This window comes from uncultured Jatrophihabitans sp. (assembly GCF_964244045.1).
In the GTDB taxonomy this organism is placed as follows: Bacteria; Actinomycetota; Actinomycetes; order Mycobacteriales; family Jatrophihabitantaceae; genus Jatrophihabitans.
Window position 1 is genome coordinate 1 of record NZ_CAXTHK010000012.1, and the last position, 13,758, is coordinate 13,758.

Annotated in this window: 15 protein-coding genes; 7 read left to right on the plus strand and 8 right to left on the minus strand. The window is 69.8% G+C overall.

What is annotated here, in order from left to right; genetic code table 11:
* Positions 1–57: 57 nt before the first annotated feature.
* The 4 genes from pcaC to pcaH are packed head-to-tail and all read right to left on the minus strand — an operon-like array spanning position 58 to position 3,672.
* On the minus strand, positions 58–1,209 hold the full coding sequence (gene pcaC, locus ACFFC4_RS10805) for a 4-carboxymuconolactone decarboxylase (RefSeq protein ID WP_375500652.1): 1,152 nt from the start codon (positions 1,207–1,209) through the stop codon (positions 58–60).
* Complete coding sequence (locus ACFFC4_RS10810; RefSeq protein WP_375500654.1) at positions 1,206–2,414, minus strand: lyase family protein; 1,209 nt, start codon at positions 2,412–2,414, stop codon at positions 1,206–1,208. Before ACFFC4_RS10810 ends, pcaC begins: the two co-directional genes overlap by 4 nt.
* A complete protein-coding gene (gene pcaG / locus ACFFC4_RS10815) occupies positions 2,411–2,932 on the minus strand; it encodes a protocatechuate 3,4-dioxygenase subunit alpha (protein ID WP_375500656.1) in 522 nt (173 codons plus the stop codon). The genes ACFFC4_RS10810 and pcaG overlap by 4 nt, the downstream gene beginning before the upstream one ends.
* Positions 2,929–3,672: a protocatechuate 3,4-dioxygenase subunit beta gene (pcaH, locus tag ACFFC4_RS10820; protein WP_375500658.1), complete on the minus strand. Its 744-nt coding sequence runs from the start codon at positions 3,670–3,672 to the stop codon at positions 2,929–2,931. The genes pcaG and pcaH overlap by 4 nt, the downstream gene beginning before the upstream one ends.
* A gap of 85 nt (positions 3,673–3,757) precedes the next feature.
* Here pcaH and ACFFC4_RS10825 point away from each other — a divergent pair, with 85 nt between their 5' ends.
* The 4 genes from ACFFC4_RS10825 to ACFFC4_RS10840 all read left to right on the plus strand — a co-directional run bounded on the left by ACFFC4_RS10825 (position 3,758) and on the right by ACFFC4_RS10840 (position 6,851).
* Positions 3,758–4,528 (plus strand): IclR family transcriptional regulator, encoded by a 771-nt coding sequence (locus ACFFC4_RS10825; RefSeq protein WP_375500660.1) that lies wholly within the window; start codon positions 3,758–3,760, stop codon positions 4,526–4,528.
* 58 nt (positions 4,529–4,586) lie between these two features.
* Positions 4,587–5,762: a 4-hydroxybenzoate 3-monooxygenase gene (locus ACFFC4_RS10830; protein ID WP_375500662.1), complete on the plus strand. Its 1,176-nt coding sequence runs from the start codon at positions 4,587–4,589 to the stop codon at positions 5,760–5,762.
* Between the two features lie 152 nt (positions 5,763–5,914).
* Positions 5,915–6,319, plus strand: a complete 405-nt coding sequence (locus tag ACFFC4_RS10835; RefSeq protein ID WP_375500664.1) for an ATP-binding protein — start codon at positions 5,915–5,917, stop codon at positions 6,317–6,319.
* Between the two features lie 10 nt (positions 6,320–6,329).
* Positions 6,330–6,851 (plus strand): hypothetical protein, encoded by a 522-nt coding sequence (locus tag ACFFC4_RS10840; RefSeq protein ID WP_375500666.1) that lies wholly within the window; start codon positions 6,330–6,332, stop codon positions 6,849–6,851.
* On the opposite strand, the gene ACFFC4_RS10845 is transcribed toward ACFFC4_RS10840, so the two are convergent.
* Positions 6,735–7,478: an SDR family oxidoreductase gene (locus ACFFC4_RS10845; RefSeq protein WP_375500668.1), complete on the minus strand. Its 744-nt coding sequence runs from the start codon at positions 7,476–7,478 to the stop codon at positions 6,735–6,737. The two genes, ACFFC4_RS10840 and ACFFC4_RS10845, sit on opposite strands and share 117 nt — an antisense overlap.
* A 130-nt stretch (positions 7,479–7,608) precedes the next feature.
* Between ACFFC4_RS10845 and ACFFC4_RS10850 the strand changes: the two genes are divergently transcribed.
* Complete coding sequence (locus ACFFC4_RS10850) at positions 7,609–8,202, plus strand: hypothetical protein (RefSeq protein ID WP_375500670.1); 594 nt, start codon at positions 7,609–7,611, stop codon at positions 8,200–8,202.
* Positions 8,203–8,247: 45 nt separating this feature from the next.
* Here the strand turns inward: ACFFC4_RS10850 and ACFFC4_RS10855 are convergent, their stop codons facing one another.
* Positions 8,248–9,288, minus strand: a complete 1,041-nt coding sequence (locus ACFFC4_RS10855; protein WP_375500672.1) for an Rv0909 family putative TA system antitoxin — start codon at positions 9,286–9,288, stop codon at positions 8,248–8,250.
* Positions 9,289–9,436: 148 nt separating this feature from the next.
* On the opposite strand from ACFFC4_RS10855, the gene ACFFC4_RS10860 reads away from it, so the two are divergent.
* Positions 9,437–11,452 (plus strand): ice-binding family protein, encoded by a 2,016-nt coding sequence (locus ACFFC4_RS10860; RefSeq protein ID WP_375500674.1) that lies wholly within the window; start codon positions 9,437–9,439, stop codon positions 11,450–11,452.
* Between the two features lie 367 nt (positions 11,453–11,819).
* Positions 11,820–12,917: a tyrosine-type recombinase/integrase gene (locus ACFFC4_RS10865; RefSeq protein WP_375500676.1), complete on the plus strand. Its 1,098-nt coding sequence runs from the start codon at positions 11,820–11,822 to the stop codon at positions 12,915–12,917.
* A 4-nt stretch (positions 12,918–12,921) separates the two neighbouring features.
* On the opposite strand, the gene ACFFC4_RS10870 is transcribed toward ACFFC4_RS10865, so the two are convergent.
* Together ACFFC4_RS10870 and ACFFC4_RS10875 are read right to left on the minus strand one after the other, a co-directional pair.
* Entirely contained in the window at positions 12,922–13,176 is a 255-nt protein-coding gene (locus ACFFC4_RS10870) for a hypothetical protein (RefSeq protein WP_375500678.1), read from the minus strand.
* A gap of 25 nt (positions 13,177–13,201) precedes the next feature.
* On the minus strand, positions 13,202–13,423 hold the full coding sequence (locus ACFFC4_RS10875; protein WP_375500680.1) for a hypothetical protein: 222 nt from the start codon (positions 13,421–13,423) through the stop codon (positions 13,202–13,204).
* Between the last annotated feature and the right edge of the window lie 335 nt (positions 13,424–13,758).

A 13,758-nucleotide genomic window follows, 5' to 3' on the forward strand; every position in this document is an offset into this window, starting at 1 on the left:
CCTGGAGCACTTTTCAGTTGATCACCACGCTGTCAGCGTGAAAGCGCCGGGTTAGTTTCACCGTGGTTCGGGCTCGTTCAGCACCTCGCGCGCGACGCGAAACGCGGTGTTCGCAGCCGGGACGCCGCAGTAGATGGCCGTCTGCAGCAGGACCTCGCGGATCTCGGCCACCGACAACCCGTTACGACGCGCAGCCCGCAGGTGTAGTGCGAGCTCCTCATAGTGGCCACCGGCGACGAGTGCGGTGAGCGTGATCATCGAGCGGCTGCGCCGGTCGAGACCCGGACGCGTCCAGATGGTGCCCCAGGCGTACTGGGTGATGAACTCCTGGAAGTCACGGGTCAGGTCGTCGCCGCCCGAGCGGTCGACGTGCGCGCCGCCGAGCACGGCTCGGCGTACGAACATGCCGTCCTGCCGAGCCTGTTCGGCGGTGCGGGCGTCACCGCTGATCAACCCGGCGACGACCTCCGGGGCCTCGGCGGGCGCCAGGTGGGCGATCCCGGTCAGCACCGCCAACCGGCTGCCCGCGATGCCCTCGACCACCTCCTGCAGGTTCGCGACCGGAGTGGCTTGATCGTGTTCACCGGCCACGGCCAGCACCGGACGGGTGATCTCGCCGAGGCGCTCGCGGACATCGAAGCGGGCCAGCGCCTCGCAGACCAGGACGTAGCTCTCGGGGTCGGCGTCGCGCAGCGCCCGGAGCAGGGTCTCGGCGCGTTGCGGCTCGCGCTCGGCGAAGCCGGGGCCGAACCACCGGCCCGGCGAGCTCTTGACCATCGGGCCCAGGCCCTCGCGCCGGACCAGCGCGGCGCGCTCGGTCCACGCCTGCTCGGAACCGATGCGCGCGCCCGTACACGCGAGGGTGACGTTGCGGATGCGCTCGGGGTGGTACAGCAGCAGCGCCAGCCCGACGGCCCCGCCGACCGAGTCACCGGCGTAGTCGAACGCGCGCTCGCCCCGCCCGGCGAGGACAGGCGCAACGGCCGCCACCACCGCGTCGGCGAGCTCCTCGATCGTGAACGGGCCGTCGGCGGGATCGCTCCGGCCGTGACCGGGCAGATCCCAGGCCAGCACCTCGAAACCGTCCAGCAGCGCTGCGCACGCGCTCCACAGCGACTCGCCGGTCGTACCGAGCGAGGGCCCGACGACCAGCAGCGGACGGTGTGGACGGGGCGGCGTCAGCGGGGTGACAGCAAGTCGTGGGGTCATCGGTGTCCGTCCAGCCAGGCGTGGGCGCGGGTGCAGACCGCATCGATCTGCAGGTTGATCGTGCCGTACCCGCCGACGTCGTGGTGTCCGCTCAGCTCGGCCGCCGACCTCTGCTCGGCGTTGATGTCGCGGCCGGCAGCGAGGTTCGTGGCCATCCGCTCGACGTCCACGCGCAACCCGCCGACCAGCTCGCTGGTCTGCGCGGCGGCGGCCGCGCTCTGCCGGCCCAGCGACTGCAGCGCCGGCCATTCCAGGTGCCACGAGCCGGCCGGCCGCTCGTCGTGCGCCTCGGCCGCGGCGAGGGTCAGCTGGGCGAGCTGGGCGGGCGCGGCGAGGGCCGTGCGGCGGATGAGCACCGACAGCACCGGGTTGGCCTTCTGCGGCATGGCCGACGACCCGCCGCGACCGTCGACGAGCGGTTCGGCCAGCTCGCCGATCTCGGGACGGGCCAGCACCAACACGTCGTTGGCGATGCGGCCCCACGCCGCGCACGCACCGGTCAGCGCTGCGCCGATGCGGGTGATCGGGGCGCGTGCGGTGTGCCACGGTTCGCGGTCGGCGAGACCGAGTTCGACGCTGGCGATCGAGGCGAGCCGTCGCGCCCGCACCCGGTCGCCGGTCAGCGCGGTGGCGGCGGACAGCGTGCCCGCTGCGCCGCCGAACTGGGCGGGGAAGGTCAGCGCGCGCACGTCGTCGGCGGCATCGAGGACGCCGTGCAACCACGACGCCACCTTGGCGCCGAACGAGATCGGCACGGCGTGCTGAGTGAGGGTGCGGGCGACCATCGGCGTCGCTCGATGGGTGTCGGCCAGGGTGGCCAGCGAGTCGACCTGAGCTGCACATTCGGCCAGCACCTGGCGCGTGGCGTCTCGCGCGCACAGCACCAGCGCGGTGTCGAGCACGTCCTGACTGGTCAGACCCCTGTGCAACCAGCGCGCCGCCTGCGGCGAATCGAGTCGCTCGCGCAGCAGTGCCAGGAGCGGGATGACCGGGTTGCCGCCGGCCTCGCCGGCTGCCGTCAGACCGCTCAGGTCATCGGCACCGACCAGCCCGTCGAGCTCGTCGGCGGCCTTGTCCGGTGCCACCCCGAGCGAGACCAGCGCCTGCAACCAGGCGCGCTCGACCTGCACCATCGCGGCCAGCACCGCGGCGTCGTCGAACAGCGCGCCGGCCCGGTGATCACCGGGCCAGAGCAGTGCAGTCACTTCACGGGGTAGGCGAGGAACACCGTTTCGTCCTGCCCCTGCAGGCGGACGTCGAAACGTAGCCCGTCCGGCTCGGCCACGGCGATCAGCGTGTGCCGGCGCTCCTCGGGAACGCGGGACAGCAGTGGGTCCAACCCGTGGCCCGGGACGTACGCCCGAGTGGCGAGGCGGTCGAGCAGGCCGCGAGCGAAGACGGTAACGGCGAAGAACGGGTTCGGGCCACCGGGCAGCAGGGTGGTGAACGAGTACCGGCCCGCGTTGTCGGTGGCCGCGCGACCCCAGCCGGTAAAGGTCCACCCGTCACGGTGCAGCGACCCTGGCTCGTTCACGAGGGCACCGCCCGGATCGGTCTGGCCGATCTCGATCAGCGCGTCGGGCACCGGCTGGCCGTCACCGTCGAGCACCCGGCCGTGCAGTCGGATCGCGCCGGGGTGACCGGGCCGCACGAGGTCCGAGCCGCCGACGTAAGGGAGTGCGTAGCCGAAGAACGGCCCGATCGTCTGCCCAGGGGTCGTCACAGGTCCTCCTCCGTCAACGTTCGTACGTCGCCGGTGAGGACGATGTCCCAGCGGTAGCCGGTGCAGTATCCAGCCTGGGTGACATCGTGATCGTAGGTGGCGACGAGCCGCTCACGTGCCTTCGGGTCGGTGACCGACTGCAGGATGGGATCGAGCGGAAACAGCGGATCGCCCGGGAAGTACATCTGGGTGATCACCCGCTGGGTGAAGTCGGTGCCGAACAGCGAGAAGTGGATGTGCGCCGGCCGCCAGGCGTTGTCGTGGTTCTTCCACGGGTACGGGCCGGGCTTGACGGTCAGGAAGCGGTAGCGACCGTCGGCATCCGTGAGAGCCCGACCCGCCCCGGTGAAGTTCGGGTCCAGCGGCGCCGGGTGCTGGTCGCGCTGGTGCGCGTAGCGGCCGGCAGCATTCGCCTGCCAAACCTCGACGAGCTGATGGCGAACCGGCCGGCCGGCGCCGTCGGTCACCCGGCCGGTGACGATCATGCGCTCGCCCAGCGGTTCGCCGCGGTGCTGGATGGTGAGGTCGGAGTCCAACGGCGCGACGTCCTGCGCCCCGAACACCGGCGCCCACAGCTCGACACCCTCGGGGTCGGTCGTCATCGGCGCCTGCTTCGGGTGCCGCAACCGGCTGCTGCGGTACGGCGGGTAGTCGATCAGCGGTTGTGGAGCCGTGTCGGCGACAGCGGAAAGCGCGGCAATCTCGGCGCTGATGGTGGCTTGACTCTCCAGTTCGCTCACCGGACCGACGTTAGGACCCCACCCCGGCAGAGGTGGCAGACTCAGTTCCACTGAGCGAAAGGCTAACTGGACGGAAGGACGTGCTGTGGCTGGCAATCTTGGCGAGCCGGGCGCAACGGTGACGTCACGGGTGCTGGGTCTGTTGGACGCCTTCGACGCGAACCACCGGCGGCTCACCCTCACCGAGCTCGCTCGGCGTGCCGACCTACCGATCGCCACGGCGCACCGTCTCGTTGGCGAGCTTGAGCGCTGGGGCGCGCTCAAGCGCGGCGTCGACGGGGCGTATGTCGTCGGACGGCGCCTGTGGGACCTCGGACTGCTCGCGCCCGTGGAGTACGAGCTGCGCCGCATTGCCTCGCCGTTCCTGCACGACCTCTACGGCGCAACGCTTGCCACCGTCCACCTGGCGGAGCTCGACGGCACGTCGGTGGTGTACCTCGACCGGCTGTCCGGCCACGCGTCGGTGCCGGTGGTCAGCCGGATCGGGTCGCGGTTGCCGCTGCACGCGACAGGAGTCGGGAAGGTGCTGCTGGCGCATTGCGACGACGGCGTGCGTGGTGCCGTCCTGGCCAATCTCACCCGCGTCACGCCGTACACCATCACTCAGCCCGGCCGGCTACGCGAGCAGCTGCGCCGGGTGCACCGCGACGGGTACGCCCAGACCGTCGAGGAGATGAGCCTGGGTGCCTGCTCGGTGGCCGTGCCGGTGCTCGGTCCTGGCGACACGGTGGTGGCGGCGCTGGGTCTTGTGGTCGCTGATCTCAAGCGGGACCGTCCTCGTCTGGTTGCTGCCCTGCAAGTAGCAGCGCGTGGCATCACCCGCTCGCTGGTCAGCGAGCGAGCGCTGACCGAGTGATTCCGTCCAGTGAGAGCGCGCGGTGCGCGGGATCGGCGGCGTCACGTTGACTGGGGTCATGCGCACTCGGGTGGCAATCGTCGGTGCAGGGCCTGCTGGGCTGCTGCTGTCTCATCTACTCGCTGCAGGCGGGGTCGAGTCGGTCATCGTCGAAAGCCGTACCCGAGAGTATGTCGAGGCTCGGATCCGGGCCGGCATCCTCGAGCACTCAACGGTCGACCTGTTCAAGTCGGTCGGGCTGGACGAGCGGCTGCAGCGCGAGGGCGACGAGCACCGCGGCATCTACCTGCAGTACCCGGGGGAGCGGCACCACCTGGACTTCGTCGACCTCGGGGCCCACACCGTCTGGGTCTACGGGCAGACCGAGGTCACCAAAGACCTCGGCGCGGCGCGCGAGGCGGCCGGCCAGCAGATCGTCTACGAGGCTGCGAACGTCGCGCTGCACGACATCGAGACCGAACGGCCCTTCCTGACGTACACCGATACCGGGGGATCACCGCAGCGCCTCGACGCCGACGTCATCGTGGGGTGCGATGGTTCCTTCGGCCCCAGCCGCGCGGCCGTGCCCCAGCACGCCCGGCAGACGTGGGAGCGGACGTACCCGTTCTCCTGGCTGGGCATCCTCGCCGATGTCGCGCCGTCGACCGATGAGCTGATCTACGCCTGGCACCCGGACGGGTTCGCGCTGCACTCGATGCGTTCGCCGCAGGTCAGCCGGCTGTACGTGCAGGTGCCGAACGGCACCGACGTCGCGGACTGGTCGGACGAGCGCATCTGGGCGGCCCTCGCCACCCGCCTCGGCGACGGCGAGAACGGCTGGCGGCTCACCCCTGGGCCGATCACCGAGAAGAGCGTTCTGCCGATGCGCAGCTTCGTCATGGCGCCGATGCGGCACGGTCGGCTGTTCCTCGCCGGCGACGCGGCGCACATCGTTCCGCCGACGGGTGCGAAGGGTCTCAACCTCGCCGTCGCCGACGTGGCGCTGCTGGCCCCGGCCCTGTCCGCGCTGCTGACCCGCAATGACCCTCGTCCCGCCGATGAGTACAGCGATCGCGCGTTGCGCCGGGTGTGGCGGTGCACGCACTTCTCTTGGTGGATGACCTCGATGTTGCATACCGGAGAGGACCCGTTCGACGCTCAACTACAGCTCGCCCAGCTGCGCTGGGTCACCTCGAGCGAGGCCGGCGCGGGCGGCTTGGCCGAGAACTACGCCGGGTTGCCCATCGGCTTTTGAGCGACGGGCAATAGCGCCCAGCTATCCCTCTTGCGTGGAAAGCGGCTTTTCACCGAATACTGCGGTTGAAGCGCGACGCCGTTGGGCACTACTGCTGGCATGGGAGCGCGCGCAGGGGACGCCTCGTTGATCGGGCGTGCGAGGTTATGGACGTGACTGGTTCTGGATCTCCAGCGCCGGTCACGACAAGTATCGACCTGCCGCCCTCGCCCGATGCCGCCGCGCTCGCCCGCCGTTACCTGGCCAAGCACGCCGAAGGCCTCGATCCTGATCTCGTGTACGACGCTCAGCTGCTGGTCACCGAGCTCGTCGCCAACGCGGTGAAGCACGGGCAGCCGGCGATCACGCTGCAGCTACGTCTCGAACCGCCGGGCATCGGCGTACGCGTGCACGACGACGGCGACCAGCTGCCGGTGGTCCCCGGCGACGCAGCCCCCGACCAGCCGTCCGGACGCGGGCTGCGCATCGTGTCGACGCTCGCCTCTGAGTGGGGTGTCGAGACCTCGCCGGAGACGCTCGGCAAGACGGTGTGGTTCCAGCTACGCAGCTACGAATGAGCGCTGGCCGGTGGACGAACACGTCGCGCAGTTGCTCGCCGTCGTGCACGACAGGGCGGCGCTCACCGACGCCCGGGACGCAGCCTGGTCAGAGCTGTTCGAGTACGACGCGCTGATCGCGTCGTCGGCCGCCTTCGACCTGCTCGCCGGCGAGCCGCGGATCAAGCCATCACGCGCGTTGGTCGTGGATCCCGGTGACACGGCCCGCCGGCACTGGGAGGCGCGGGTGGCGGCCGCGGCGGCCCTGCTCGCCTCACCCGTCGTGGTGCAGCTGTTCGACGAGTTACGCGACGAGCTGGCTGAGGACGCCGACCTGGCCGCAGACGTGTTCACGACCGCGACGCCCCACCCGGGATTGACTGCTCAGCACTTCGCCGTGCTGCGCACCCTGGGATGGCAGCGAGCTGACCGTTCGTCAGCCCGGCAGCTGGGTCAGCCATTCGTCGAAGGTCACGACACCCCGGGTGGCGTCGCCCCGGGGGAGCAGGCCGTCGCCGGCCATCTCGCGACCGGCGACTCCGGGCAGTCGTAGCGGGACAACGACCCGGCGCTGACCGCGTCGGCGAAGCAGCCGACGCGCGAGGTCGGGCATCTCGTGCACCTCCGGGCCGGCGAGTTCGGGCGCCTGGCCCAGCGGCGGTCCGGTAGCGATCTCGACAAGCCGCGTGGCGACCTCGACGGCCGCGACAGTTGCCGAGCGCATCCGGGGGATCGGAGCGACAGGGCCCATGCTCTGCCCGAGCAACTGGCTGGTGAACTCGTGGAACTGGGTAGCGCGCAGGATCGTCCACGGCGTCGAGCCGTCGGTGATCAACTGCTCCTGCAGGCACTTGCCCTGGTAGTAGCCGCTGGGCACCCGGTCGACGCCGACGATGGACAGCGCGACGTGGTGGGTGATGCCGGTGCGTTGCTCCGCCGCGAGCAGTGTGCGGGTAGCGGCGCCGAAGAACGCCGTCGACTTGGCCCGGCTCAGACCGGGCGTGTTGGTGACGTCGACGACGGCGTCAACGCCGTCGAGCGCCTCGTCGACGCCGAGTCCCCGCAGGACGTCGACGCCCTTCGTCCGGCTGATCACGACCGTCTCGTGACCGGCCATACGCAGCGACGACACCACGAGCCGTCCTACCAAACCGGTGCCGCCGGCCACCGCGATCCGCATCCGTCGACTCTGACACGCAGCGTTTCGGATGGCATGGCCGACCCGCCCGACGTGGTTCTCGGACCACGTTGGTCGCCATCCTGGGTACGTAGATCCGGGGCGGCGTCGTGTGCCCGGGATCGAGGTCGACATGCGAGTTCCGAACAACCCGTTGGGCCGGGCGGTGGACGCGGCCGCCCACGGTCCGGACCTCGCGCGCCGGGTCACCGCGCTGGTGCCGCGCGTGATCCGACTGCTGGACTCCGCGGACGGTTTGGTCGAACGCCTCGAGGCACTGTTGGACCGTCTCGAGGGTTGCGAGGCGCAGGTGCAGGGCGTCGTCCAACGGGTATCGGGTTCGGAGCTTGCCGCCCGTTCGGTGATCGGGCAGGTCGCCCAGACGCACCGCCGGGCCGAGTCCTTGCTCGACACCTACGAACCGTTGCTGAAGCGGTCGGTCGACACCGCGGCCTACGCAAGCGATCGGTTCGGGCCCGATCAAGTGGACTCGGTCATCGACTTCCTGGACCACCAGCAGGTCCTGCGCAAGCTCGAAGAGGTCCTGCCGATGTTGGCCGGCCTGGGCACGGTGGCGCCGGACCTGAAGGAGTTGATCGCGGTGTCCCGCGGGTTCAACGAGCTGTTGGGCTCGGTGCCCGGCCTGGGCAAGGCCAAGCGACGTGTCGACGAGGAGCTCGAGGACCTGCAGGACGAGGCCGACGACCCCAACTCGCCCCGACAATGACGAAGGACGGCCCGGTTGCCGAGCCGTCCTTCTCGTAGTGCGTGGTCAGTTCTTGTCGCCGGTACGTTCCTCAGCGGCGTCCACGGCCTTGTCGATCTGGTCCTCGTGGCCGAACTTCGCCCCTGCCGCGTCGCCGGCCTTGTCCAGGCCCTTGTCGACCTGATCGTCGTGCTCGTCCGCCAGCTTCTTGATGTCGTCCAGTCCGGGCATGGAGTCCTCCTCCGCTCGTGGGTCAACACCGGTTGTGCGCCCCACCGGTCTGATACCCGGGCGCCCGCCTGAGCGAACCGCCTCGAGCAGGTCAAGATCGACGACCAGCGGGCGATGGTCTGACACCGCCACCAACGGGGTGGACGTCGAGGCCACGGAGCCGAATTCGCCGCGCGCCAGGATGTGGTCGAGCTGCAGACGCGGCCGCGGCGCAGGGAAAGTGGGCGCACTGGCGAGGCTGCGGAAACCGGTGATCCTGGCCGGGGCGGCCCCGCGCAGATTCAGATCACCGAGCAGCAGGAGCGGATCCGGCCGCGCGCGGACCTCCTGGACGAGCCGCCGCAGCTGTCGGCTCTTCCACACGGGCGCGAACGGCAGGTGGGTGCCGACGACCGTCACCTCGTGCCCGTCGCCGAGGTCGATCTGCGCGACGATCGCGACCCGAGGCTCCTCGCGGACGACCAGGATGCCCGCCTTGGGCACCCACAGCGGCAGCGCGATCGGCGCCGCCGGTGTGCGCAGCACCTGCACCTTGCGCAGCGGGAGTTGGCTCAACAGTGCGCAGCCGTAGGCAGGTCCGCGCTGCGGCCGGTCGCCGGCCGCCGTCCACCTGGACCCTGGCGTGCCGTACAGCGTTGGGGCGAAGACGTGGTGGCGCGCACCCATTGCCTTGGCCGCGATCCGGCAGAGGTCGGCCCCACCGGAGCGTTGTTGGTCGCGGTCGACCTCCTGCAGCGACAGCACGTCGGCGTCCAATGCTGCGATCACCGCGGCGAACCGGTCGACGTCGACCCGGCCGTCGGCGAGCGAGCGGCCCGAGGAGATGTTGAACGTCACGAAGCGCACGGCGAGCAGGTACCCGCACCGGCGGCGCACGTGTCATCAGCCGAAAGCACGTGACAATGGTGTAAAGTCTTCGTGAGGCAGCATCTGGTGACGCTGCGAGCCATTCTGTGCGATTCGGCGTGGTGCCAGGCTCTGGAAACGCGGTCCCCGAATGCATCTCTCCCGTCCGATCTCTCTGTTGACCACGGCACTTCTCGTGCCGGTTGTCGCGGGAGTGGCGCTGACCGTCGGTCTCGCAACCCACGCTTCCGCTGCCGGATCGTCGCCCCTCGGCGCCGCAGCCAGCTTCGCGGTCCTCGGCACCTCGGCCGTCACCAACACCGGGCCGTCCGCGATCAGTGGCGATGTCGGGGTGAGCCCCACCACGAGCATCACCGGATTCCCTCCGGGCCAGATCACCAATGGCACGCTGCACGCCGGCGACGCGCAGGCGTCGCAGGCCCACGCCGACGCGGCCGTCGCCTACGACCACTTCGCGGCGCAGGTACCCACCGGCAGCGCCACCGCGAATCTGGGCGGAACAACCGTGACGCCGGGCGTGTATGCCGAGACGGCGCTGGCGCTGACGGGCACCGTGGTGCTGGACGCACAGAACGATCCCGACGCGACGTTCGTGTTCCAGTCCGCGAGCACGTTCATCACCGCGGCCAGCGCCAACGTTGAGCTGCGCAACGGCGCCAGTGCTTGCAACGTGTTCTGGCAGCTCGGCACCTCGGCAACCATCGGGACGAACACCCACCTCGCCGGGACGGTGCTGGCCCACGCCTCGATCACCGCGACAACCGGTGCGACCGTCGACGGTCACCTCCTGGCCGTCGGCGCGGCGGTGACCATGGACTCCAACGCGATCACCGCCCCGGACTGCACGAAGGCCAACACGACGGTCGCGCTGTCGTCGTCGCTGCCATCGACGCGATTCGGCACCGCGATCGACCTGACCGCGGTCGTGCGCGGATCGTCGTCGACCGGGTCCGTCAGCTTCGCCGACGTGCCGGCCTCCGGCGCACACAGCGGCGAGACGCTGGCGTTGGGCTCAGCGGTGCTTGCCAACGGCGTGGCGCAGCTGACTGTCGTCCTGCCCGCGTTCGGGGCCAATGTCGTCACCGCCACCTACGGCGGGGACGACGCCCACAACGGTTCGTACTCCACCCCGGTCACGGTGCAGGTCAACGCCTATGTCGGCGAGGTGATCGTGACCGAGTTCCGAGCCTCGGGACCGGCCGGTTCCGGCGACAGTTACGTCGAACTCCGCAACACGGGTCCGGCCGTGCCACTGGGCGGGTTCGTCGTGCGCACCGACGTCGGCACCTCTACCACGTTGCCCTCGAACGCCGGGACGCTCGGCACTGCCCGGTCCTACCTGCTCACCGGCCCCACGTACTCCCTGTCCACTGTCGGCACCGCTGATGATTCCGGCGTCCCCATTGGCGCAGGCGGCGTGCAGGTGTTGGCTCCGGACACCGACTCGACGGTGACCGACGCTGCCGGGCCGACCGACGGATTTCACCTGGGCACCGGATTGGCCCCGCTGGCCGGTGCCACCCCCGGCGGCCAGTACGCCTGGGTCCGCACCGAGGTCGCCGGCGCGGCCGTCAACTCCGGTGACAACGCTGCCGACTTCCAGCTCGTCTCGACGACGGGGACCGCGATCGGTGGCGCGCAATCCACCCTGGGATCACCGTCGCCGATCGGCACCGCCGACCCCTACCAGCACAACGTCACGCTCAGGTCCACGCTGCTCGATGCGGGGGTCGCCAGCACGGCAACGCCCAACCGGCTCGCAATCACCGGCCCGCCCGGGACCCTGACCCTTCGCCGCACGATCACGAACACCGCCGCCGGCACCGTTCACAATGCGAACGTACGGATCTCCGCAATCAGCGAGGCGAACGGTGTCACGCAGGCCGGCCGCACCAGCGTGCCCGCGCGCACCGCTGAGCTGCGGGCCACCGATCCCGCCACCGCCACCACTGTGGTCACCCTCGGCAGCGGGGCCACTGTCTTGGTGCACAACCTGAGTCCGGACGATCCGGCGACGAGCTCGAACGGCGGCGGCCTCAACACGACCCTCACCGTGCCCCTGCCCGTCGGTGGGCTGCTCCCTGGCGCGAGCGTCGACATCGCCATCACCCTGACCGTTGACGTCTCGGGCACGTACTGGCTCGGCTACGACGTCGACGCCTCCGACGACTGAACCCATTCGTTCTCGTATGTTGATCAGCTTTGCACCCGGAATGGTCGCTGCGAAGCGGGCGGAACAACCATTCACCGTGCAAACGTGATCACAATGCTCGCGGGACTCACGGTCACCAGACCGCGTAGCAGTACCCGGGTCGCCGCTGGCCTGCGCCGTGGGCTCGGTGGTGGACAACTGATCACTTGACGGCTATTCAACATTCAAAGATCAACTATGTTGGTCTTGGAGGATTGACGAAGGCCCCGTATCCGGGGCCTTCGTCGTGTAGGGGGGTAGGATTTGAACCCACGACCTCTGGGTTATGAGCCGCCATCGCGTCTGCCATCACGTTCGACGGCAAATCGGTGGCAGGACGGAGATCGCGATGGGATTCGTGCGCAAGCGGCGCGGCACGGCCGGCGCGGCCGTCTACCGGGACGTCCGGGGCAAGGTGCGGCACGCCGGGACTTTCCCCACGCGGCGCCAGGCGGAGAAGGCGTGGCAGCGCGCCGAGGCGCTGATGAGCGCGGCGAACATCCGGCAGCAGAAGATCATCCTGTCGGCGGTCTTCACGACCGCCCTCAACGACTTTGTGATCGTGCTGCACCCGTGCAAGGGCGTGAAGACGCCGACGGTCGCGGTAAAGGAGTACCGCATCGTCACGCTGGCCGAGTTCGACGTGCTGCTGACCGCACTGCCGTCGGACTCCGCACGGCTGTTCATCGAGACAGCGATCGGCTCAGGACTGCGCTGGGGAGAGCTCACCGAACTGCGCGTCGCCGACCTGCACGCGCCGTCCGGCATCGTCACGATCACCCGCGACGTCGTCGAGCTCAGCCCGAAGTTCCACCCTGACGGCGGGCGGTTCTTGGTAAAGCCGTACCCGAAGAGCAAGCGCGCCCGGCGGTTCAAACTGGAGCCGGAGCTGGTATCCCGACTGGTCGCACACGTCGAGCATTACGGCCTCGGCTCGGACGACCTGATCTTCCGCTTCGACACCCTCCATTCTCCAGCGACGGGTCGCCGGTTGCGTGCGGTCGAGGATCTCGGTCGCACCGAGCCGAACGCCGCGGCCCGGACGTACGCACACGGCTCGCTGTCGGCCTACACCGCCGGACGCTGCCGTTGCCCGCACGGCCGCGCCGCGTTCGCCGAGTACCGCGCGGGCCGGCGCGCCGACGGTCTGGACGCGCCCCGCGGCGTCCGTGAACGTGACACCGACGGACACCTCCCGCGCGACTGGTTCCGCAATCACGTGTGGAGGCGCGCGTGCGACGAGGCCGGCCTCGACCCGCGACCTCGGTTGCACGACCTGCGCCACTCCCACGCCTCGTGGCTGCTCGCCGGCGGCGCCGACCTGCAAGTGGTCAAGGAGCGCCTCGGCCACGGCTCGATTGCCACGACCGGGAAGTACCTGCCCACGCTGCCGACCGCCGATGAGACCGCCCTCGCCGCGCTTCGCCGCATCCGCGGAACGTCGTAGCGAGTCAGACTGCCTGGCGCTGCGCCAGAGCGACGTAGTCCTCGACCAGGCCCGGAAGCATTCGAAGGTGCACGATGGTCCCGTCGCCAGCTGGGACCAGATCCACGACCTGGCACACAGCTGCCGCTTCTTCGTCGCCGGCCACCACGAGCGCGCCCGGGGTGATGCTCGCCGGCTCAGGAGCCTCGTCGAGGAACGTCCAGACGAAGCCCGTGTCGTCCTCATCGTTAAGGTCGGCGGTGATGTCGATTCGGTGCATGGTCTGGCCTCCTCTCGCTCGGCGGCTACATGCCGTACTGATTATTGTCCCGCGCCGGCCCCAGTACGGCCAGCAAGCGTTGAAGCTCGCCGTCTTCGGCGCCAGCCAGCCGGACGGTGAAGTGCGGCGCCAAACCGGTCGGCAGCAGGTCGAAGCCGGCGCGACTCAGCATTCCGACGCTGGTCAGGTGCACTCGGCGGAACGTGGTGAACCGATCGCGGAGCGCGTCGTCGAGCGGTCGGTCCACGACCGCGAAAACGGAGATCCCGAACAGCGGTGATGCGTCCAGAGCCCAGCCCGAGCAGTCCGGAGTGCGTGGCGGCGCAGCTTGTCGACCGTGTCCGAACTGCCACGCACGACGACTACGGCGTCCGCCGGTGGCACGCCTGCGCGTAGCCGTTCGCGTTGCTCGATCCGACCTGGCACTCGGCGAGACTAGCGATTCCTGGGCGCAGCTGGCGGGACCGCCGAAGCACCCGGCCCGGGCCTCCGCACGGAGTTATCCACAGACATTGAGTAATGCAATGGGGTGTTCTCGTTCTAGTGGTGCTTACGTTGCTACGAAACGCGCGAGGTGGCGGC